Origin of the sequence: Arthrobacter sp. PvP103, from assembly GCF_017833075.1 — a bacterium.
Lineage (GTDB): Bacteria > Actinomycetota > Actinomycetes > Actinomycetales > Micrococcaceae > Arthrobacter.
This window is the reverse complement of the sequence record NZ_JAFIBQ010000001.1, coordinates 3,000,929-3,022,680: the sequence shown is the minus strand read 5'-3', so window position 1 is coordinate 3,022,680 and position 21,752 is coordinate 3,000,929. Positions and strand designations below refer to the sequence as shown.

General features: G+C 65.5%; 19 protein-coding genes, 1 tRNA gene and 1 other RNA gene. 11 read left to right on the top strand and 10 right to left on the bottom strand.

Translation table 11 applies throughout. From position 1 onward, the window contains the following. Positions 1–27: 27 nt before the first annotated feature. Both JOE41_RS13975 and JOE41_RS13970 read right to left on the bottom strand, forming a co-directional pair. Positions 28–693 carry a LytR C-terminal domain-containing protein gene (locus JOE41_RS13975; RefSeq protein ID WP_209752690.1) on the bottom strand — a complete coding sequence of 222 codons (666 nt, stop codon included), beginning with the start codon at positions 691–693 and terminating at the stop codon, positions 28–30. Further along, the gene (locus JOE41_RS13970; RefSeq protein WP_043429330.1) at positions 686–985 is read right to left on the bottom strand and encodes a type II toxin-antitoxin system VapB family antitoxin; all 300 of its coding nucleotides are present in this window, start codon (positions 983–985) and stop codon (positions 686–688) included. Before JOE41_RS13970 ends, JOE41_RS13975 begins: the two co-directional genes overlap by 8 nt. A 146-nt stretch (positions 986–1,131) precedes the next feature. On the opposite strand from JOE41_RS13970, the gene JOE41_RS13965 reads away from it, so the two are divergent. Both JOE41_RS13965 and JOE41_RS13960 read left to right on the top strand, forming a co-directional pair. Next, positions 1,132–2,046 (top strand): hypothetical protein, encoded by a 915-nt coding sequence (locus tag JOE41_RS13965; RefSeq protein ID WP_209752689.1) that lies wholly within the window; start codon positions 1,132–1,134, stop codon positions 2,044–2,046. A gap of 197 nt (positions 2,047–2,243) precedes the next feature. Further along, complete coding sequence (locus JOE41_RS13960; protein WP_374068714.1) at positions 2,244–3,719, top strand: stealth family protein; 1,476 nt, start codon at positions 2,244–2,246, stop codon at positions 3,717–3,719. A gap of 62 nt (positions 3,720–3,781) precedes the next feature. Here the strand turns inward: JOE41_RS13960 and JOE41_RS13955 are convergent, their stop codons facing one another. The 4 genes from JOE41_RS13955 to JOE41_RS13940 form a co-directional block, all read right to left on the bottom strand. Further along, positions 3,782–4,723: a phosphodiesterase gene (locus JOE41_RS13955; RefSeq protein WP_209752688.1), complete on the bottom strand. Its 942-nt coding sequence runs from the start codon at positions 4,721–4,723 to the stop codon at positions 3,782–3,784. A 195-nt stretch (positions 4,724–4,918) separates the two neighbouring features. Then, positions 4,919–6,130 (bottom strand): formaldehyde dehydrogenase, glutathione-independent, encoded by a 1,212-nt coding sequence (gene fdhA / locus JOE41_RS13950; RefSeq protein ID WP_011690428.1) that lies wholly within the window; start codon positions 6,128–6,130, stop codon positions 4,919–4,921. A 245-nt stretch (positions 6,131–6,375) separates the two neighbouring features. Continuing rightward, positions 6,376–6,861 (bottom strand): glutathione peroxidase, encoded by a 486-nt coding sequence (locus JOE41_RS13945; RefSeq protein ID WP_011690427.1) that lies wholly within the window; start codon positions 6,859–6,861, stop codon positions 6,376–6,378. Positions 6,862–6,958: 97 nt separating this feature from the next. Beyond that, positions 6,959–8,083 (bottom strand): M23 family metallopeptidase, encoded by a 1,125-nt coding sequence (locus tag JOE41_RS13940; RefSeq protein WP_052309633.1) that lies wholly within the window; start codon positions 8,081–8,083, stop codon positions 6,959–6,961. A 397-nt stretch (positions 8,084–8,480) separates the two neighbouring features. Between JOE41_RS13940 and JOE41_RS13935 the strand changes: the two genes are divergently transcribed. After that, positions 8,481–9,410, top strand: a complete 930-nt coding sequence (locus tag JOE41_RS13935; RefSeq protein WP_209752687.1) for an oxygenase MpaB family protein — start codon at positions 8,481–8,483, stop codon at positions 9,408–9,410. Between the two features lie 47 nt (positions 9,411–9,457). Here the strand turns inward: JOE41_RS13935 and JOE41_RS13930 are convergent. Then, a tRNA-Ser gene (locus JOE41_RS13930) sits at positions 9,458–9,542 on the bottom strand. A 404-nt stretch (positions 9,543–9,946) separates the two neighbouring features. On the opposite strand from JOE41_RS13930, the gene JOE41_RS13925 reads away from it, so the two are divergent. The 6 genes from JOE41_RS13925 (at position 9,947) to JOE41_RS13900 (ending at position 16,576) form a co-directional block, all read left to right on the top strand. Continuing rightward, positions 9,947–10,288: a hypothetical protein gene (locus JOE41_RS13925; protein WP_209752686.1), complete on the top strand. Its 342-nt coding sequence runs from the start codon at positions 9,947–9,949 to the stop codon at positions 10,286–10,288. A gap of 75 nt (positions 10,289–10,363) precedes the next feature. Then, positions 10,364–10,460: signal recognition particle sRNA small type (ffs, locus tag JOE41_RS13920), an RNA gene on the top strand. A 51-nt stretch (positions 10,461–10,511) separates the two neighbouring features. Beyond that, entirely contained in the window at positions 10,512–13,703 is a 3,192-nt protein-coding gene (locus JOE41_RS13915; protein WP_209752685.1) for a DNA polymerase III subunit gamma and tau, read from the top strand. Between the two features lie 159 nt (positions 13,704–13,862). Then, positions 13,863–14,462 carry a recombination mediator RecR gene (recR, locus tag JOE41_RS13910; RefSeq protein ID WP_011690422.1) on the top strand — a complete coding sequence of 200 codons (600 nt, stop codon included), beginning with the start codon at positions 13,863–13,865 and terminating at the stop codon, positions 14,460–14,462. Between the two features lie 20 nt (positions 14,463–14,482). Next, the gene (locus JOE41_RS13905) at positions 14,483–15,070 is read left to right on the top strand and encodes a GNAT family N-acetyltransferase (RefSeq protein WP_011690421.1); all 588 of its coding nucleotides are present in this window, start codon (positions 14,483–14,485) and stop codon (positions 15,068–15,070) included. A 147-nt stretch (positions 15,071–15,217) separates the two neighbouring features. After that, a complete protein-coding gene (locus JOE41_RS13900; RefSeq protein WP_011690420.1) occupies positions 15,218–16,576 on the top strand; it encodes an aspartate kinase in 1,359 nt (452 codons plus the stop codon). 133 nt (positions 16,577–16,709) lie between these two features. Here JOE41_RS13900 and JOE41_RS13895 read toward each other — a convergent pair whose 3' ends face one another. Together JOE41_RS13895 and JOE41_RS13890 are read right to left on the bottom strand one after the other, a co-directional pair. Further along, the gene (locus JOE41_RS13895) at positions 16,710–16,892 is read right to left on the bottom strand and encodes a hypothetical protein (protein WP_156810605.1); all 183 of its coding nucleotides are present in this window, start codon (positions 16,890–16,892) and stop codon (positions 16,710–16,712) included. Positions 16,893–17,036: 144 nt separating this feature from the next. Continuing rightward, positions 17,037–17,264 carry a hypothetical protein gene (locus JOE41_RS13890; protein WP_011690418.1) on the bottom strand — a complete coding sequence of 76 codons (228 nt, stop codon included), beginning with the start codon at positions 17,262–17,264 and terminating at the stop codon, positions 17,037–17,039. A gap of 78 nt (positions 17,265–17,342) precedes the next feature. Between JOE41_RS13890 and JOE41_RS13885 the strand changes: the two genes are divergently transcribed. Beyond that, positions 17,343–17,846 carry a MarR family winged helix-turn-helix transcriptional regulator gene (locus tag JOE41_RS13885; RefSeq protein ID WP_011690417.1) on the top strand — a complete coding sequence of 168 codons (504 nt, stop codon included), beginning with the start codon at positions 17,343–17,345 and terminating at the stop codon, positions 17,844–17,846. 31 nt (positions 17,847–17,877) lie between these two features. Here the strand turns inward: JOE41_RS13885 and JOE41_RS13880 are convergent, their stop codons facing one another. Further along, positions 17,878–20,898: a S8 family peptidase gene (locus JOE41_RS13880; RefSeq protein ID WP_209752684.1), complete on the bottom strand. Its 3,021-nt coding sequence runs from the start codon at positions 20,896–20,898 to the stop codon at positions 17,878–17,880. Positions 20,899–21,191: 293 nt separating this feature from the next. Here JOE41_RS13880 and JOE41_RS13875 point away from each other — a divergent pair, with 293 nt between their 5' ends. Further along, positions 21,192–21,749 (top strand): SSI family serine proteinase inhibitor, encoded by a 558-nt coding sequence (locus JOE41_RS13875; RefSeq protein ID WP_209752683.1) that lies wholly within the window; start codon positions 21,192–21,194, stop codon positions 21,747–21,749. Positions 21,750–21,752: the final 3 nt, after the last annotated feature.

The window sequence follows — 21,752 nt, the reverse complement described above, 5'->3', positions numbered from 1 at the left end:
GCATCTGGCCGCCGGGAACCGCCAGGCTCAGCCTGCTTTGGGGATCACCGGCCACTTGGCGCCGTCCACTATCCGGCGGCTCTCGCGAGGGCAGCTGAGCTGACCCGGTGTCTGGTCCACGAGGCCCGGCGCGACTAATTCCTTGAATTCACTGGTCAGGATGACATCCACGCTGCCGTCGGAACGGCCGTCCTGGAAGTAGTCCGACTTGGGAAGGTTCCGCTGGACACTGAAAGCGGCCGACTGGCCGGCAGCCCCGGACACCACCGCGGCCACACCCCTGTAACCGGACTGGGTGTTGTCCACTGCGGCCACCGCGAATTTCCTGGCCAGGAACTCGTCGGCCACGGAACGCGCCAGGCCCGGCCGGTTGGTGGCGTTGTAGACGTTGAGGCTGACCTTCTCGTTCGGAGTGTAGTCAAATGTGGCTGTGGGACACGCTGAAGCGGCAGACCGGCTCCGCTCCGCCGTCGGGATCTGAATCTGTCCGTTCATGATGGCCAACGCAACGATGATCGCGGAGATGATCAGCCCCACCAGCAGAACCAGCACCACGCCGTGCAGGATTCGCCGGCGCAGCCGGACGGGGTCTTCGGCGGTGTCATCCGGCTCAACGAACGTGGCCCTGAGCTCCGATCCCGAGACGACGCGGTGCCCGTGCAGGACCGTGATGTCCTTGGGTTTCCTAGCCATCTATCACCAGCACACGGGCGTGGATGGCGGTGCGCTGGTGCAGTGCGGTCCGGACGGCGCGGTGCAGCCCGTCCTCGAGGTACAGGGTTCCGCGGTACTGCACCACGTGGGGAAAGAGGTCGCCGAAGAACGTGGAGTCCTCCGCCAGCAGGGCCTCGAGGTCGAGGGTGCGCTTGGTGGTCACAAGCTCGTCGAGCCGGACCGGCCGCGGAGGAAGGGCAGCCCATTCCTTCGGGGTGTTGAAACCATGGTCGGGGTAAGGGCGTCCCTCGCCCACAGCTTTGAATATCACCCTGCAAGCCTATGGATGTTGCCCGCCCAAGGGAACGAATGACCTCACACAGTTCCAAGGTTGTGGCCAAACAGTGACCATTGGCTGCCGGAAGGACGCAAGGCAACATTCTGCGCCGGGCCTGCCCGGACTGAGAGAATGGAGCCATGACTGCATCCGAGAACCAGGCCGCCGCGTCGCCGTCGGCTCCTCCCCTTGCCCTCCTGCTCGACGTTGACGGCCCGGTGGCGAGCCCCGTCACCCGGAACGTCAAGCCGGAGATCATCGCCGACATGGTGGCCCTCGCCACCGCGGGGATTCCCGTCATCTTCAACACGGGCCGCTCGGACGCGTTCATCCGGGAACAGGTGATGGAGCCAATGATCGCCGCCGGCATGCCCGCTGGGACCATCATCCACGCCATCTGCGAGAAGGGGGCCGTCTGGTTCAGCTACACGGCTGCCGGGCCCGGACCGGTGCACGTGGACCACGATCTCGCCGTCCCCAGCGCCTACGGCGACGACGTCCGCCGGCTGGTGTCCGAGGACTATGCCAAACACATGTTCTACGACGAAACCAAGCGTGCGATGGTGTCCGTGGAGCAGCACATCGACGTGCCCAGCGAGGACTACCTCGACGAACAAAGACTGTTCGACGCCGACGCCATGGTGCTCATGGCCCGTCACGGCCTGGGCGTGGTCCGGCTGGACCACCATGCTCCCGATTCGGACGACCAGATCGACTACCGGGTGGATCCCACCATCATTTCCACGGACATCGAGTCAGTGCGCCTCGGCAAGGACCTGGGTGCCAGCCGGGCCGTGGAGCTGCTCGCTGCGCAGGGTGTCCGGCCCCTGGCCTGGCGTACGGTGGGCGATTCACGCACCGACTACGCGATGGCCGATTGGCTGCACCACAACGACCACGAGGTGAAGCACGTGGACGTCCGCCCCGCGGACGGGGTTCCCGCCAAGCCGTACGCGGTCCTGACGGCCGCGGACCTGGGGCTCGCTGAAGACGTGATCCACGACGACGCCGGCGGCGCGTTCCTGCGCAGCTGGCGGGAGGCTCTGGCCGGCTAACTCCGGATTAGTCGAGTTTTTTTACGCGGGTTATCATGCAGGTAGGACCCCTATAGACAACAGCTCGGAGAAACACCATTACAGACGCACTCGTTCAGGATGAGATCTACTACGGCGGTCAGGCTTCCGACGACGGCAGGAGCCACGCCGAAGTAACGTCGCCGGCGGCTGTCGCACGGCTGAAAAACCGCCCCGATGTGGTCCGCCACCGAGGGCGCTATGCGCTGATCAATGACACCCGCACGCCCTACCAGGCCATGGTGGAGGACCTGCTGTTCATCCGCAATGTCCTCGCCAACGCGGGCCTGGACTACCTCCTGGTGCGCGGCAACAACCACCGGCCGGTCATTGCCCTGGACTGGGAGAACCGGAAGAAGCTCCGTGCCGCGCTGGTGGAAGCATGCCGTGACGAGCCCGTGTATTCCATGACCGTGGACGCCAAGAAGAAGTCCTCTGTCCTGGTGGCCGACGGCGAACTCTCGCCGAACCGCCAGGCCCGGATCTTCCGGCTCTACCGGCCGCGGGTTGAGCCCAACGGCGGTTTCGAATTCGGTTCCTCCGCCGGCGTGCAGATCGAGCTGTGGAGCTTCGAAGGCAACCAGCTGATCCTGCCGATTGAGAACTCCCTTACCCGCCGTACCATGCTCACCACCGACGCGGTGCGCGGCACCGTGGAGCGTTACGGCCACACCTGGCCCACCATCGAGAACATGTTCGCGGACCACGCCAGCGACATCAGCTTTGACATCGACATGGTGTTTTCCTGGGTGGACGGCAGTTCCCCGGAGTACATCGCCGCGCGGCGTGCCCGGATGACCGGCGTCGTCGTAGGCGAAGGCGATGACCACGAGGCCCGCTACCGCCAGATCGACGAACTGAAGTACGCCCTGCGCTCGGTGTACATGTTCGCTCCCTGGGTGCGGCGGATCTTCATTGCCACAGACTCGCCGGCGCCCGCCTGGCTGGCCGATCACCCCTCGGTGACCATCGTGCGCAGTGAGGAATTCTTCGCTGATCCCTCCGTGCTGCCCACGCACAACTCCCAGGCCGTCGAGTGCCAGTTGCACCACATCGAAGGGCTCTCTGAGCACTTCCTGTATTCCAACGACGACATGTTCTTCGGCCGTGCGGTGGGACCGGACATGTTCTTCACACCCGGCGGGGTCACCAAGTTCATTGAGGCGGAAACCCGCATCGGGCTGGGCGACAACGACGCGGAACGCAGCGGTTTCGAGAACGCTGCGAGGGTGAACCGGAAACTCCTGTGGGACCGTTTCGGCCGGATCACCACCCGACACCTGGAGCACACCGCCGCCCCGTTGCGGCGGAGCGTTGCAGCCACCATGGAGCAGGAATTCCCGCAGGAGTTTGCCAAGACCGCGGCCAGCCGTTTCCGGGCGGCGGACAACATCTCCGTGACAAATTCCTTTTACCACTACTACGCGCTGCTGACCGGGCGCGCGGTCACCCAGACGGCAGCAAAGGTAAGGTACATCGACACCACGATGCGGTCCGGCCTCAATTACCTGCCCAAGCTGCTGTCCAAGCGCAACATGGACTTCTTCTGCCTGAATGACGGCAGCTTCCCGGAAGTGGAAGCCGAGGAACGCGCCCAGCTGGTCACTGACTTCCTGGAGAAGTACTACCCGATCAAGGCACCCTGGGAAAAGTAGGGCTCCCCGGCCAAGGGCGGGGCTCCCCCGCCAGCGGTGTCAGTGTCCGGAGCCCGGGCTGATCATCGGGAGGCGCTTATCAGCGGAATGCTCTGGGTGGGCGGGTGTCCCTGCGTCTTTGCCTGCCGCGGAATACGGATGCCTGCGGCCGCCAATCGCCGCTGTGTTTCGGCCGCGCTCACGACCTCGCCCACCGCGGCTGCGCTGCCGATAGGCACCACGGAATGCACGATTGTGTGTTCATAAACGTGCACGAGGTTGAATGCCTGGCCGCCGTCGATGGGGCGGGTACCGCCGACCGGTACGTTCAGGTCCTGGGTGTAACAGGTGGCGGAGGCCACCGATACCGGGATGCCGGCGAAGCTGGCGGTGGTGGAGTAATGCAGGTGCCCGGCAAGGATGGTGCGGACGTCCGAGTTACGGAGCACCGCAGCCAGCGCCGGCTGGCCGCGCAACTCCACGAGGACCGCCAGGTCCAGGATGGAAGGTACCGGCGGATGGTGCAGCGCCAGGATGGTGCCGTCCGGTGCAGGTGTGGCGAGTTCGGCGGCGAGCCATTCAAGCTGTGACTCGCTCAGTTCACCATGATGGAAACCCGGCACCGAAGTATCCAGGGTGATCACCCTTAGGCCGTTGATGAAATAGCTGTGGTCCACCGGCGAGTCGTTTCCGGGCTGGTCGAGCAGGCCGGAACGGAAGTTGTGACGGTCGTCATGGTTTCCCATGGCCCAGATGACCTGCGCGTTCATCGATTTGCAGGCGGGTTCGACGATGGCCCGGAGCTTTGCGTAGGCCTCCGTTTCGCCGCGGTCGGCCAGGTCGCCGGTGAAAATCACGGCTTCCGGACGGGCCCCTGAGGCCTTGACTTCCTCAAACAATTGTTTCAGGCGGGCTTCGCTGTCCACCGCGCCATAGAGATGATCCGGACCTCCCAACAGGTGGGGGTCGCTCAGGTGGAGTAGAAAATGACGTGGCCGCGGATGTTCGGCCTCGATGAGCTCCATTACTGCCTTCCTGGTTGGGTGGAGACTGTAGCCCCCAACTTCCCTCTCAGTAATGTCTATCCAACCAGACATTCGGCAAATAGTGTGCAAACTCCAGTATTCATATTTGGAAAAACGGCAAGAACAAGTAATTCGGCGGCCACATACCCGACTGGGGATGTGACCGCCGAACCTGGCTACTCAAGTACTTTGCAGCTAACTCAAGTAGCCGTTGGGGTTGAGGACGTACTTCGTGGCGGCACCGGCGTCGAACTCGGCGTAACCCTTCGGTGCGTCCTCCAGGGAGATCGCCTTGGCGTTGACGTTCTTGGCGATGTGGACCTTGTCGTGAAGGATCGCCATCATCAGCTGGCGGTTGTACTTCATGACGGGACACTGGCCCGTGGTGAAGCTCAGCGATTTGGCCCAGCCCGTGCCAAGGCTGAGCGAGAGAGCGCCCTTCTTGGCAGCCTCGTCGATACCGCCCGGATCACCGGTGACGTAGAGCCCGGGAATGCCGAGCGCCCCGCCCGCCGCCGTGAGCTCCATCAGCGAATTCAGCACCGTCGCCGGAGCCTCCTTGGCGTCATGGCCGTGCCCCTTGGCCTCGAAGCCGACGGCGTCGACGCCGCAGTCGACCTCAGGGACGCCCAGGATCTGCTCGATCTGCTCCGCGGGCCCGCCTTCGGTCAGGTCAACGGTTTCGCAGCCGAAGCTGCGGGCCCTGGCCAGACGGTCGGCGTTCAGGTCCCCGACAATCACGACGGCGGCACCCAGCAGATGCGCGCTGGTGGCCGCGGCCAGTCCGACCGGACCGGCGCCCGCGATGTAGACCGTGGAGCCCACGCCCACGCCGGCGCTGACGGCGCCATGGAAGCCCGTCGGGAAGATGTCTGACAGCATCGCCAGGTCCATCATCTTCTCGAGGGCCTGGTCCCTGTCCGGGAACTTCAGCAGGTTCCAGTCCGCATACGGGACCAGGACGTAGTTCGCTTGGCCTCCCACCCAGCCGCCCATGTCCACGTATCCGTAAGCTGCGCCGGGGCGAGCGGGGTTGACGTTCAGGCAGATGCCCGTCTTGCGCTCCTTGCAGTTACGGCAGCGTCCACAGGCAATGTTGAAGGGAACGGAACAGATGTCCCCCACCTTAATGAATTCGACGTCGGGGCCGACTTCCACGACCTCGCCGGTGATCTCGTGGCCCAGTACCAGGTCGGTGGGCGCTGTGGTGCGGCCGCGAACCATGTGCTGGTCGGAACCGCAGATGTTGGTGGCGACGGTCTTGAGGATCACTCCATGGCGGACCGGGCGGCCCACGTTGGCGGGGTTGACGCCCGGTCCGTCCTTGAGTTCGAAGCTGGGATAGTCGATGTCTATCAGTTCGACTTTTCCCGGCCCCTTGTAGGCAACAGCTTTGTTCCCTGTCATCTCTTTCCTCCTGGCTTCACGGGCACCGGCACGGGCGCCCAGTGTGATTCACGAAGTTCTGATGCGCCCTCCGAGGCCGGTACGGACCAGCCGCGCCGTCCCGCAGTGCTACAGCCGGAAAGCCGCAGCTGTGCAGGACATATTTGGAGGGTTCGGCCAGTCTAGGCTGTAAGCATACTTACGGGTAGGGGCCGTTGGGCCCTAGCGACCGACGTCGAGGTTCCTTGCCGCGCCCCAGGCGGCCGTCAGGCGAGGGCTTCTTCAATGGCGGCGATGACCTCCGGCGAGTCCGGTTCCACAGTGGGGGCGAAGCGGGCCACCACAACGCCGTCGCGGTTTACCAGGAACTTTTCAAAGTTCCACTTCACCAGGCCCGGGAGGAGACCGTTCTTGAAGCGGGTGAGCTCCGCGTACAGCGGGTGCTGGTTCTTGCCGCGAACATCAGCCTTCGCTGTCAGCGGGAATGTCACGCCGAAATTGCGCTCGCAGAATTCGGCGATTTCGTCGTCGCTTCCCGGCTCCTGCCCGGCGAACTGGTTGCAGGGCACCCCCAGGATTTCGAATCCCTGGTCCTTGAACTTCCCGTAGAGCAACTCAAGGCCTGCGTACTGCGGGGTGAAGCCGCACTGGGAGGCCACGTTGACCACCAGCACCACGCGTCCCTTGAAGCGGCCAAAATCGGTTGTCGTGCCGTCGTTGAGGGTGAGCGGAATGGAGTGGAGCGAATTCACGGTGGGCTTCCTTAAGAAACTGGTCATGGCTGCTATTCGTTGACAACGGCCAAGTGTATGGGTTGGTGCCCGGGTGAATTGAGATGGCGGGATCCTGTCAGGGCGTGGGCGTGGGTGTGGCCGTTCCGGTCGGAGCCGGCTCCGTCGTCATTGTCGGCTCGGGATCGGCCGTCGGTTCCGCCGGGGCCGTAGGTTCCGTCGAAGGATCCCCGGTGGCCGTGAACGTGGGTTCCGGCGTCTCAGAGAACGTGGGCTCAGCCGCAGGCTCTGTCGTGGGCGTGGCGGTGACGGCTTCCGTCGGCGACACTGTCGCGGTGGACTGTTCAGTCAAGGTCGGCGTCGGCGTTGGCGTCTCAGTCTGCGATGGTGAGGGCGCCGGGGTGGCAGTTGACGTGCCGGCGGGCGGCGGTGCGGTCGCCGTCGAACTCGCCGATGCTGTGGCAGGAGCGGACGTACTCGCCGTCGAAGCCGCAGTGGCGGCCGTCGCAGGGGCCGACGGTGTGCCGGTCTCGGTGGCGGACGGCGCTCCCTGCACGGGCCCCTCCGTCTCCCCTCCCGCAACCATGTGCGAGTTGTCAGAGGAAACGGGGATTGCCCAGGTGGGATCGCCCTTGGGGGCGTCCACGCCGGGGACGTAGCTGACCATGTCTATGGTCCCGAGCTCGTCTACCTGCTTGGTGGGCAGGAGCTTCCATTGCAGCGGGTTGACATGGACCCCGTCGAGGATGGTTTCAAAATGCAGGTGGCATCCCGTGGACGAACCCGTGGTGCCAACTTTCGCGATGACCTCGCCCACCTGGACGGAGTCCCCCTTCTTGACGGCGATCCCTTCCAGGTGGTTGTACGTGGTGATCAGCCCGTTGCCGTGATCGATCTCCACCCGGTTGCCGCCGCCCCAGGGGTGCCAGCCGACGGCCCTGACCACCCCGGCGTCGGCTGCGTAGACCCGGGTACCGCACGCGGCTGCGAAGTCCTGGCCCCAGTGGAACTCTCCGGCAGTACCGGTCAAGGGGCTGACCCTGAGCCCGAAGCCGGATGTTTCGGTCAGCACTTCGAGGGGCGCCATGAGTGATCCGGCAGGCGGCCGCCGCAGTTCCTCCGAGGCAACGTTCAGTTCCCGCTTGCCGCTTTTGGAGATTGTGCGGATATCGCTGCGGCTGTAGGAAATGAGGGCATTGGCATTGGCGGCAATGGTCCCGGGTGCAGCGCCCAGCGGTTTCATGAAGGTATCCGGCCACGGCGCGATTCCCGGACCGCCTACCCCGGATTGTTGCGAGGTTGGCGTAACCACGGCCGCTGGCGGCGTGGCGGGTCCCTGGAGGCTAAGCGCCACCACCCCCAGCGTTGAAATGGCGCATACGCCAAGAATCCGCGCAGCGACTAGGCAAGGCCTGCCTGGATGATCGTCGTGTCCATATCCCCAGTGATTTCCCACGTGCTGACTCCTGCGATAGGCCCGCCAGACCCCAATCTCGACGGACTTACGATTCCTATGGGACCACAGCCCACCGCCCGTGTGAACCCCCAACATCGAGCTCTTTGAGGCGCTCCCGCGGAATTCCGCCCTTTCGCGCCGGAATTCCCAGCTGGCTCACAGCCAGGGTGCGCAACAATGGACCATGCGCAATGTCCTCAGGGAGTGGCGGGCCGAGCTCAGGCAAACATTCACCGGATCACGGGGGGCCGTGCCGGGCTGGGTTCCCCTGCTCGAGGAGGGTGACGACGCCGGTTATCACCTCCCGGGGTCCGCAGTCTGGGCGGTACACGGTTCAATGACCACCATTGTGGCGGGAATCCGGGCACTCCTGATGCAGGCCCTCCATCCCGGTGCACTAGCCGGCGTGCACGACCATTCACGGTTCCGGGATGATCCGCTGGGACGGCTTGCCGGAACCATCCGCTGGATCTTCACCGTGTCCTATGGCTCCACGTCCGCGGCGCGCGCAGCATCCGGCTGGGTCCTGCGGCTGCATGAATCCGTGCGGGGAGAGTACGTGGATGCCCACGGCGTCAAAAGAAGTTATGCGGCCAACGACCCCGAGCTGCTCCGGTGGGTCCATATCGCGTTTACGGACGCATTCCTGTCCGCCCACAAGATCTGGGGCCGCCCCATCCCGGGCGGGCCGGACGCCTATGTCCGGGAATGGGCGCAAGCAGGACTGCTGATGGGCGTGGACTCTCCGCCGCTGAGCGAGGCGGAAATGCGGCAACAGCTGGACAGGTGGTACGACGACGGCGACCTCCGCACCGACGAACGGGTGGCCGAAATTGTGGCCTTCATCCGCAACCCGCCGCTTCATCCTTCACTGCGCCCCGGCTACCGGATGCTGTTTGCCGCCGCCGTTTCCAGCCTCGAACCGAAATACCGGGACATGCTAGGGCTCCGGCCTCCGCGGCTGGGGCCCCTGCCGCTGCCGGTGCGGTTTGGCACCAAAGTGACTCTCGCCGTCGTCCAATTGGCGCTGGGCGGGGGCGGCCGCGGCCGCAGGGTTGGCCCGAGTGAGCAGGCCGCACGGCGACGCCTGCGCCGCCTGGGATTTGTGGCCTAGGTCCCAAAGACGCAAAAAGGCCCCGGTCCGAGGACCGGGGCCAAACGCGGAGAATGGGGGATTTGAACCCCCGAGGGCGTTAACCCAACACGCGTTCCAGGCGTGCGCCATAGGCCGCTAGGCGAATTCTCCAGTAGCTTCTGAATCAAAAGCAGATACTAGAATACCTGAACTTTTCGGCATCACCCAATTGGGCCAAACCGAGCGTTACGGCAGCACACCCGGGCGGCGTCCCCGGCCTGCGCATTTCCCTCCGATCCTGCCGGCCGAAAGTGCCCTTAACGTCAAAATGGACGCCCCCAATGCGCCCACTCTTCCGGCACACCGTTGAGCTGCCGGGTCCGGCCTTCGCGCCAGGCCCTGCAGCTCACAACCTTGAGTTCAACTTGAGATTGCCCCAATCGGTGTACATATCCATGGTCCGCTTTGTACCGGTGATAAGCAAGGGTTCTTCCCCGATATGGGCGGACCGTTACCGACTTGTGCCGCTAATCGCTTACCGGACCCGCTTGCTGAAGTGCTGCCAAAATGGGGCTATGACGCAACTTCACGCCCTGGTCACCTACGTTCCCGCGGACCATGCCGAGGCTGTACTGGCCGCCGCAGGCGACGCGGGCGCCGGACGGATCGGCAACTATTCCCACTGCGCCTTCACAGCCCCCGGCACCGGCCGGTTCACGCCCCTCGCCGGAGCGCGGCCGTTCATCGGCTCGGAAGGCCGCAGCGAACAGGTGGCGGAAGTGAGGATCGAGTGCGTCGTTGAGGAAGAGGTCCTCGAAGCCGTGGTGGCCGCACTTCGCGCAGCCCACCCTTACGAGGAGCCGGCGCTGATGAGCTGGGCGGTCAACGGACACCGCCCGGCCGCCGGACGGCGGTGAAGCGTAGTCGAGCGTGCCCGAAAGGGGCCGCCGGCAGCCGATTCGGGGCACACGAAATCATCGGGTAAACTCATTGACGGCCCCTCATGTGGCGTCATCCTGTTGAACTCCCCCAGGACCGGAAGGTAGCAAGGGTAAATGGGCTCTGGCGGGTGCATGGGGGGTCTTTACTATTCCCCCACAGGGCGGCAAACTGTCAGCCCGGATTGGTAGGGTTTTCTCTGTGAGTGTTACAACCGCCCTTTATCGCAGATACCGTCCAGATTCCTTTGCTGACGTTATCGGGCAGGAACACGTCACGGAGCCGCTGATGACGGCGCTGCGAAAAAACCGCGTCAACCACGCCTACCTGTTTTCCGGGCCGCGCGGTTGCGGAAAGACCACTTCGGCCCGCATCCTGGCCCGCTGCCTCAACTGTGCCGAGGGCCCCACTGACACCCCCTGCGGCAAGTGCCCCAGCTGCATAGAGCTTGCGCGCGGCGGCTCCGGCTCCCTCGACGTGATCGAGATCGACGCCGCGAGCCACGGAGGCGTGGATGACGCCCGGGACCTCCGCGAACGCGCCACCTACGCTCCTGTCCGCGACCGGTACAAGATCTTCATCATCGACGAAGCCCACATGGTCACCTCGGCAGGCTTCAACGCCCTGCTCAAGATCGTGGAAGAGCCGCCGGAACACATCAAGTTCATCTTCGCCACCACGGAGCCGGACAAGGTGATCGGCACCATCCGTTCCCGGACCCACCACTACCCGTTCCGGCTGGTTCCGCCCGAGCCCCTCATGGCCTACCTTGAGCTGCTCTGCAACCAGGAAGACGTTCCCGTGGCACCCGGAGTGCTGTCCCTGGTCATCCGGGCCGGCGGCGGCTCCGTCCGGGACTCACTCTCAGTCCTGGACCAGCTTATGGCGGGCGCCGGTCCCACCGGACTGGACTACGAGCTGGCCGTTGCACTGCTGGGCTACACCCACGCGTCCCTGCTGGACGACGTCGTTGAAGCCGTAGCGGCCTCGGATGCCGCCACCGTTTTCCGGGCGGTGGACCGGGTGATCCAGACCGGCCACGATCCGCGCCGCTTCGTGGAGGATCTCCTGGAGCGCTTCCGCGACCTCATCATCGTCCAGGCGATGCCGGAGAGCGCCCAGTCCATCCTGCGCGGGATGCCCGCCGACCAGATCGCCCGCCTGCAGAACCAGGCCCACAACCTTGGCGCAGCCGAGCTGAGCCGGGCGGCGGACGTTACCAACACTGCCCTCACCGAGATGACGGGTGCAACGTCGCCGCGGCTCCACCTCGAGCTGCTGTGCGCCCGCATCCTCCTCCCCACTTCCGAGCAGACCGAACGCGGCATCGCCGCCCGCATCGACCGCGTGGAGCGCCGGCTGAATTACGGCGGGAACGACGTCGGAACTCCCGCCGCTGCTGCAACGGCATCTTCCGCACCGGCACCTTCGGCACCTGTGCCGGCGGCGGTTCCGGCCCCCGCGGCGTCCCCAGTTCCGGCAGCGGCTCCGGCGGCGTCCCTGGCTCCCGCGGCGGTCCCGAGGGCAACATCCGAGACTCCGGCACCGGCTCCTGCAGCATCCGCGCCAGAGCAGCCTGCGGCTCCCGAAGCACCCGCCCGCGAATCCCTCACTCCGCCTCGTGTCTCCACCACCGATTGGCCGGTCGACGAGTCACAGGCGGCGAATCGGAGTGCGTCCGGTCCGGCACCGTCGCGTCCGGCCGGTCCGCAGCCTGCCGTCCCGGAGGCTGCCTTCCCGCAGGCTCCGGCGGCTCCTGCTGCCGCATCCGGACCTTCAGCGCCGGCTCCAGTCGAACCCGTCGCGGCAGCGGGGACACCCCTGCGGCCCGAAGCAGGCCAGCCAGTGGCGGAGCGCAACGTTCCGGCCCCGAATGCCAGCAGCGACGTGGAAGTGCTCCGCCGTGCCTGGCCTGAAGTCCTGCAAACGCTGAGCAAGATCAAGCGCAGCACGTGGGCGCTTGTGGAACCCAATGCCCAGGTGGGCCAGTTCGATGGCCAGGTGCTCACCCTGGCGTTCACCACCTCCGGGCTGGCGGGTGCTTTCGGCCGGGCCGACCACTCGGAAAATCTTCGCCAGGCCATCCACAAGACCGTGGGTATTGACTGCCAGATCAATGCAGTGTCCGGCGGCGCCAGCAGCTCAGCGAGCTCTGAGCCAAACCCAAAAGCACCGGCTAGCCCGGCGTCGCCGGAGACGCCCGCTGGCCCGAAAGCGCAATCGAAGGCCGCCAGCCCGGAAACGCCGGCGACGCCCGCTGACGTTGCCTGGGGTCTTGCCCCTGCGTCCGCTGCAGCCGTCTCAGATCCCGAGATGAGCCCTGCGCGCACCCACCCGGCCGCTTCCACTGCGGGCGCCGCGGGCGGGCATCCAAGTGCGGACGCCACGCCTGTCCACGCCGCCGGCTCTGCCAACGCGGCCACCGCTGCCGCCGAGCCCAGGCCCGCGCAGGCCGCCCCCGCGCAGGCCGCGCCCGCGCAAGCCGCGCCCGCGCAAGCACCGCCTGCACAGCGGCAGCAGGACGACGCGTCCGGTTCCTACAGCTACCCGGACGACGACTGGGGTCCGCCGCTGGACGAAGATGCTCCCCCGCTGGATGAAGAGCCTCCGATGGACTGGACCCCGTCCGTTCCTGAGCAGTCACGGCCAATCCAGCCGGCCGGAATCCCCGCTTCCGTCAGCTCTTCGCGCACCGCGGACGATACCCCCAACGACGATCCATGGTCCCGCGCCACGGAGGCTGCGCCCGGTGTCTGGACCGTGGGTGCAGAGTCGAACGTCGGCAAGTCCGTAGAAGATCCGGACCGGGCAAGCCTGCCTGTGGTTCCCGAGCCCCGGACGCCGCACTACGAGCCGGCAGCGGCACAGCTCCCCCGGTCCGCGGAGATGCGGGACGAAGCCTCCACCCTCCACAACGGTGAAACCCCGCATCCGGCCGAAGTCCGGCAGCCGGTGGGTGCGCTGTCCGGTGCCGGCAGTTCCGCTGGCGCAGGCTGGGCAACGTCCGCGCAGTATGGTCCCGCCACGGCAACGGACCCGTCGCCGGCAATGTCCGGCCCGGACGTGAGGAGCATCGCGTCACCTGCACCGGCGGCTTACGCATCACCGCAGACCCCGCCTGTCGCTGCCTCGGAGGCCGCTCCCGGCGGGACAGTGAAGCAGAGCCTGTACCAGCGGCTGTCCAACAGCCCCGAGGCCGAAGCCGGCCGGGCCAAGGCCCCCGCGCGGCAGGCGGAGGCCGTCAAGACCTACGTCCAGGACACACCCAGCCCGGACGACGAAACGATTGAGGAATCGGGCGTCTTTGGACGCGCCGCCGTCGAGCGTATTCTGGGCGGAAAGCTGGTGGAGGAACGGTCCTTGGACGGGAGCCCGATCGCACCCCGCTTCTAGCCTGCCCCGCCGGAAAAGCCGCTCTTACCAGGACAGCCACTAACGGGACTCCCACTCAGCGGGCTGACCCTCCGGGCTGTCGACAGGGAACGGCACGCCTGCGTCCGCCGGCCAGCCGACCTACGACCCCAACAAACGATTCAAACGAACGAGGACATTGTGTACGAAGGTGCAGTTCAAGAGCTGATCGACGAGCTTGGCCGCCTTCCCGGCGTGGGACCCAAGTCCGCCCAGCGGCTGGCATTCCACATCCTCGAGGCGGACCCGCAGGACATGAAGCGGCTTGTCGAGGCCATCACCACCGTGAAGGAACGCGTGAAGTTCTGCACGGTGTGCGGCAACGTCACGGAGCAGGAACTGTGCAATATCTGCCGCGATCCGCGCCGTGATCCCTCGATCATTTGCGTTGTGGAGGAATCCAAGGACGTCCTGGCCGTGGAGCGCACCCGTTCATTCCGTGGCCGCTACCACGTCCTGGGCGGCGCGATTAACCCCATAGCCGGCGTGGGCCCGGAGCAGCTGCGGATCAGGGAACTCCTTACCCGGTTGAACGACGGTGCCATCCAGGAAATCATCATCGCCACGGACCCCAACCTCGAAGGTGAGGCCACGGCCACTTATCTGGCCAGGATGCTGAAATCCATCGGCATCACGGTCACCAGGCTTGCCTCGGGCCTGCCGGTGGGCGGCGACCTGGAATACGCGGACGAGGTCACCCTGGGGCGCGCATTCGAGGGCCGCCGCAACGCCCTGAGCTGACCGGGCACTGACGGCAATCCATGGAACCGCTCGCCTCCATCGTCACGCAGCGCTTGGAACTGCGCCTCCTGACGCAGGTCGACGCCGCCGCACTGCGGGGATTTCGGGGACACGCCGATGCCGTCCGCTATCTCTCGCACCAGCCACTGGCCGCAGGACAAACGGACCGGCTCCTCAATGATCTTCTGAGCCGCGCAGAACGCTCAACAGCCGAGTGGTTCCACCTGGGCTGGGCAGTGGTTCTCCGCTCAACGGGAGCCGTGATCGGTGACGGCCGCACGTGGAACACAACCGAACCGCCGCTGCCGGGCGGCCTGCCGGGCCGCTGCGCCAGTCTCGGCTACGTTCTCCACCCCGACTATCACGGCAACGGATACGGCCGCGAGGCCGCCGGGGCTCTTGTCCGTTGGCTCTTCACTGAATGCGGAACCCACACCATCTATGCTGGCGTGTACGAACCCAACACCGCCTCACGGCGCCTCCTCGAAGGTCTGGGCTTCGCCCCGGATCACTACTTCACCGCCAGCCAGGACACACATGGCAAAGCGCTCGCATCTTGGCGCTACCGCCTGGACAGGACGGCATGGACCCTCGCCGGCAACGACTAGCCGGAGATGACTCACGGGAGGCCACCATGCGGTCACAATTCAGCGCCGCGCGGTTCCCGGCGATAAACTGGGCACATCAGTTACGCCGTCGCGCCGTTTTGGTTGCTTGGCCCCGGAACCCCGATTTGATGCAGTGAGGGTGCGCGCATGAGTATGCCCACTACCGAAGTGAAGACAGAGAACCAGCCCTACGTGCTGCCCGTCGCTACTGCCCGCACTAAGCAGCTCATCGTGCAGAAGTTCGGCGGCTCCTCGGTTTCCGACGCGGACGGCATCAAGCGGGTTGCCAAGCGCGTCGTCGACGCCCAAAGGGCAGGCAACGAAGTGGTTGTGGTGGTCTCCGCAATGGGCGACACCACCGACGAACTACTGGACCTCGCCGCCCAGGTCACCGACTCTGCTCCCGCGCGTGAGATGGACATGCTCCTGTCCTCGGGTGAGCGCATCTCCATGGCCCTGGTGGCCATGGCGATCAACAAGCTGGGCGCTTCAGCCCAGTCCTTCACAGGCTCGCAGGCCGGCATGATCACCGACGGCATCCACGGCAAGGCGCGGATCATCGACGTCGATCCCCACCGGATCCGCACCGCCCTGGACAAGGGACACATCGCCATCGTTGCCGGCTTCCAGGGAATGAGCCGCACCACCAACGAGATCACCACCCTCGGACGTGGCGGATCCGATACCACTGCTGTGGCCCTGGCCGCCGCCCTGGACGCCGACGTCTGCGAGATCTACACGGATGTGGATGGTATTTACACTGCGGATCCCCGAGTGGTGCCTTCCGCCCAGAAGATCGACCGCATCTCCAGCGAAGAAATGCTGGAACTGGCCGCATCCGGCGCCAAGATCCTGCACCTGCGCTGCGTGGAATACGCGCGGCGCTTCGGCGTGCCGTTGCACGTGCGTTCTTCATTCAGCCAGAACGAAGGCACCTGGGTCATGCCCGGAGCCGACGACAAGATCACGACTCAAGAGGGAGTTGCCTTGGAGCAGCCAATCATCTCCGGCGTTGCGCACGACCGTTCCGAAGCCAAGGTCACGGTTGTGGGTGTGCCCGACATCCCGGGCAAGGCCGCAGCGATCTTCCAGGTCATCGCCGACGCACACTCCAACATCGACATGATCGTGCAGAACGTTTCCACCCACGGCACGGGCCGGACGGACATCTCCTTCACGCTCCCCATCGTGGAAGGTGCGGATGCCCTTGCTGCCCTCCGTGCGGCACAGCCGGAAATCGGCTTCGAAAACATCGAGTACAACGAGCAGATCGGCAAGCTCTCGCTGATCGGGGCGGGCATGCGCTCCCACCCTGGCGTCTCGGCCACCTTCTTCAAGGCGCTGTCCGACGCCGGCATCAACATCAACATGATCTCGACATCCGAAATTCGCATTTCGGTCGTAACGCACGCCGACCTGCTCGATGATGCAGTCCGGGCCATCCACAAGGCCTTCGACCTGGACAGCGAAGACGAAGCAACTGTTTACGGCGGCACCGGCCGCTAAGACCAGCCCGCCCGGGACGTCGTCGCAGGAGCGGCGAGCGGCACAGCTTCAGAGAAAAGTCACAGCACAAGAAAGGCACAGCGGCCTAAGCCGCTGTGCCTTTCTGTTTTGCCGTTCCTTGCAATGCAACGGGCTATTTGATGTCTTCCTTGCGGACCGCGTAGTGGTGTCCCTCGGAATCCGTCTCCACCTCGAAGTGGGCCAGGTCCTCTTCGGAAGCAGCCTCAAAGTCGTCGTGCCTGTGAACAACGGGCGCGGTCGGATCACCCCGCGTGGCGGGCCCGAAAAAGAACCGCAACTTGTCGGTCTTGCTCATGAAGCGCTGTATCGCCTTTGCCACAATTCCCACCCCCTTTCCCTTTTTCGGGTCAAGCAGTGATGCATTGGCCGGTTGGTACCTGTGCCCATATTTTACGCCCGGGAAGCGAAAAAGGCCCCGGGCGTCAGGGCTGTCGGCGGCCTAGCGAAGGGACTTGTCCTCCGGGTTCCTGGGCACCACGTAAGTGCTGCCATCCGGCCTGCGCATGGTTTCCCATTGCTGGGTCTCCGCTTCGCGCCGGGCAAGGAGGGCCTTGTTCTCGTCGGTCATCTCATGGCCCAAGGAACTGCGGTTGGCCGGCCCGAAGATGGCCCGGAGCTTGCCTGTTGCACGCATGAACCTTTGGGCGGCGTTTTCCTTGTTGGCCATTGTGGATTCCCTTCAGAACGGTCTCGTCCAATCCAGTGTACGCTAATCATTAGCCCACTAACGATTGAGGAGAAGAAGATGAATCAGCGCTCGGCCGCGCCCATCGAAGCGTCTGATGAAGACCTCCTGTTGGAACACCAGCTCTGCTTCGCTTTGACAGTTGCGTCCCGCAGCGTCGTGGGCGCCTACAAACCGGTGCTGGACACCCTCGGGCTGACCCACCCGCAGTACCTTGTGATGCTCTGCCTCTGGGAGTCCAGCCCGCGCTCGGTCCGGGACATCAGCGATGCACTGGCCCAGGAGCCAGCCACCATCTCGCCGCTGTTGCGCCGCCTCGAAGCGGCCGGCTACATCACCCGCGGCCGCGCTGCCGGAAACGAGCGGGCCCTTGCCGTCGGGCTCACCCCGAGCGGCGCGGCCCTCCGGCAACGGGCGACGGCGGTTCCGGGAACCATGATGGAGCGCCTTGGCCTGACGCGCGGCCAGGTGGGCGCACTCCACCAGGCAATGACCGACCTGATCGCTGCCACCAGGGCCGCGGCCGAACGCGATGCGACTGGACGGGACACCGCCGGGGCCTAGCCCGGCCCCGCGGTTATCCCGCGTCCGCAACTCAAGGCGCTGTCACGGCCACGTTCAGTTGGGTTGACGGTCCCGTACCGTACTTGATCAAGCCCACCCAGTTGCCGGCCTCAAGTCCGGTCCAGGTGGCAGTGAGCTCACCGGTGGCGCCGTTTTCAATGGCGAGCGGGTTCGGACTGACCGTGAGGTTTCCGGCGTCGCCGGCGAGAACCATCGCTTCAACCGAAGCTGCCGTCGCCGCGCCGCCGGGGCTGGCGAACAGGTTGGTGGTCACCTTCCAGTCGCCCGCCACCGGGTCGGGAATGGAGACTGCCTCGTTGGCTGCAGGCGTGGCCCCTGGATAAAGCAGGCCGGCCGGCGAGACCACGTAAAGATCGAAGTCCGCTGCCGGATTGGCGGAGTTGACCGCAAACCTCGCAAGGGAAGAACCTTCCGGCACATTCACGATCTGAACGTCGTTCGATGCGTCCTTGACACCGGTGTAGGGCCCGGGAACCAGGCTGATCGCCGACGAGCTGGCCTTGGCAAGACCCTTCACGGTCACATCGATGGGCTCGGGACTGCCGGACGTTACCGGGATGACGATGCTGCCGCTTCCGCCGGCGGACGAGGCATTGACGACAGCCGGCGCAACAGCGGTCACCGAACGGATGGCAACCGGCGAACGGACCACGGCCTCGTCCGAGCTCCAGGTAAGTGACCCGCCAACAAAGGCGTCGAGGGCTGCACCGGAGTTCGTGAACTGCACCGTGAACGTGGCTTTCTCGCCTTCTGCCAGGGTCAGCACGTCCGGCGTCACCTCAGCCGTGATCCCGGAAACATCGACCTCTGCACGGTAGCTGCCGGCCGTCAACGCCGTCACCGTCCGGGTGACGGTTTGGGTGCCGGTGAGGCCACCGAGCGCGATGGACGGCAGGTTGACGTCCTTGGCAGCCAGCGGGGCAACTCCCAGCTGATAGCCCAGGCCCTGCAGGAAGCCGAGCCAGTCGCTGGGGCCGGCGTCGTACACCAGTCCGGGCGTTGCGATCCGGGCCGGATCGATCTGTCCAGCGCCCTGGGCGAAGACGTCATGGACCGGGGATCCTTCCGCGTCCACGAGATCGTAGGCCGTGGTCATCATCGCTGACTTCACCGTCGCCGCGGACCACAACGGGTTCTTGCCCAGCAACAATGCCCCGAATCCCGCAATATGCGGCGCTGCCATGGACGTTCCGGACAGGAACCCGAAGTTCTGGCCGTTGGACCCGGCAGGCGAGACAGCCGCCAGCACGCCTACCCCCGGAGCTGCAATGTCCGGTTTCAGGAGATCACCGTTGGCCGCAAGGGTGGGCCCGCGGGAGGAGAAACCCGCGATCTGCGGGACCGGCGGCGGGTCCAGTCCCGTGGTGTCAGTGGCCACCAGGCTCGCAGTCAACGCCGCATCAGTCCCGACCGCCTCCTTGATGGCGGGGTCGTCGAGGTGGACCGTGGGAACGCTGTGCAGGTCCACGTCCAGCGAGTTGGGCGTCAGGTTGACCAGGACCATGCCTATGCCGCCTGCCTGGGCCACGGTCATGCTCTTGGCCGTCCGGTCCACCACGCCCCGGTCGCAGACCACGATCTTGCCGGCGGTTTTGGCCGGGTCCAAAGTGCCTGGCGCGCACAGGGCGGCGTTGGCATCGACGGCGTCGGCCGTCTTGACAGCCGCGGCGAGCGCGATGGGCGCATTCGCGACTTCAGTGGACATGATGCTGGCACCGGCGAACTTGTCGCCGCTGGACAACTCCACCGTGCCGCGGAGGCTGCTGCTGTGGGTGGAGGCCGCCACGCTGGTCATCCAGGGAGCAGCATGGTTCACGGTACTGGCGGCCGGGCCTGAGTTGCCGGCCGACGCAGCCACGAAGATTCCTGCCGCCGCGGCATTCAGGAAGGCGATGGACACCGGGTCGACCGTCGAATTGTTGGTTCCGGAGATGGAATAGCTCAGGACGTCGACGCCGTCCCTGATGGCATCCTCGATGGCTTCCACGCCGCTGGAAGCGAAGCAGCCGGTGGTTGCAGGGCTGACACCCTCCCAGCAGACCTTGTAGATGGCGAGCTTCGCCGCGGGGGCAACACCCGATCCCTTGCCGAAGTCCCTGCCGCCGACAGCCTGGCTGACGTCGCTGTTGCCCGCGGCGGTGCTGGCGGTATGGGAACCGTGGTTGTTGATGTCCACGGGCGAGTACGTTTCCTTCGGCGAGCGCAGGCCCGGAGGGACGGCGGACTTGAAGGCCGCGTCGTAGTACCGGGCCCCAATGACCTTGCTGTTGCATTCAGTTCCGGCGAATTGGTCACCCGCCTGACAGACGCCTGCGAACGTGCTTCCGTCCGCTTTCAGCATGGTGATCTGGTTTCCGGCCGACAGGTACGGTTCGCCCACATGGGGAGCTCCCGACAGCGGCTTCACCTGTTCCCCGGCAAAGAACGGGTTACCGGGCGTGTAGCCCGTATCGAGTACGCCCACCACCGTGCCTTTGCCCGCGTTGGCGTCGCCACCAAACTGTTCGGCCCAGACTCCCCCGGGACCCGGCAGGCCCAGGAACTCGGTGCTCGAGTAGTCGATCTTGTACTGGCTGTCCTTAACGACAGCAAGGACGTTTCCGTCCTTCGTTAATGCGTTTGCCTGCTCCGCGGTCAGCTCCGCACTGAAGCCGTTCACTGCCAGCGTGTAACTGTCGTCGATGGCCACGCCTTCCGCCGCGGCCAGCCTGCTCTGCTCTGCCTCCAGGTGTGCCGAGTAGCGCCGGGACTCAGCGCTGTCGGCGTCGAGCTTCCTGCCGTTGGACGCGGCGGTGCCCGGAATGCCCTCGACGCCACCGGTGTAGGCCGCAAGGGGCCTGTCCTTCAGCATGACAATGTAGCGGCCGGCGTCCAAAGACGGCGTTTCTTCCGCGGCGGGATCGGCGGCCGCCCAGGCCGGAGCCGCCAGCCCCTGGCCGATCATCAGGGAAATTCCCAAAGCGACGACGGCGGCGAGGCGGGTGGCTGAATTTCTGCGGTGATCGCGGGAGCCGACAGGCGGGTAAGTCATGACAAACTGCCTCCTAGGTTGCCGGACCGGTGGCGTAGCCGGTCCCACCTCCCGGATGTATCCGTCCACATCGGCGCAACGTGGGCGTGAGGCCATACATCCAGTGATGGGAGAAACATACCGGAGTGGGGCTGCGGAATCGAGATCTTCCGGACAGTTTTAATCTCCCTTGATCTCCGCGCCGGCCGGTTCGCCGGTGCCGCAGTGGGCCGCAGCCCGGGACCCCGGGCCGAACGGCAGGGTTCACCGTGCGGCTCCGGCGATAGAATGGACCAAAATGAGGAGGACCGGCAATGCGTAAGGCATGGATTCACGCACTCGTTCTGGTATCCGTTGCCGGTCTCGCCGCCTGTTCGCCGGGCGGCGGCGGGGGCGGTCCGACTCCTTCGCCCTCGGCCACTTCGAGTACCGCCGGTCCCACGGCCACGCAGTCGCCTGACACCGAAACGACTGTCCCGGCCCCCTCGCCTCCACCGACCGCGGCGCCATCTACGTCAGGCCCGGGCAAGGGGAACGCCGAGCTCGCCATCATGGTCAAGCCGTCGGAATCGGAAGCGGCCCTCAACTACACCTTGGTATGCAAGGACGGCGTTCCGACAGCTGAAAGCAGCCACCCCTCAGCCGCGGCGGCCTGCACCACGCTCAAGGAGAACCCTGCCGTGCTCAGCCCTGCGCCCCGAGCCACGGACCAGGCCTGCACCCAGCAGTACGGCGGCCCGCAGGAGGCCACGGTCACCGGGATCGTGGATGACACACCGGTGGATTCGTCCTTTAGCCGCAAAGACGGCTGCGAGATCGGCCTGTGGAATTCGGCCAAGGACATCCTGGGGTCCGCGGGCGGAGCTTCCTAGGCT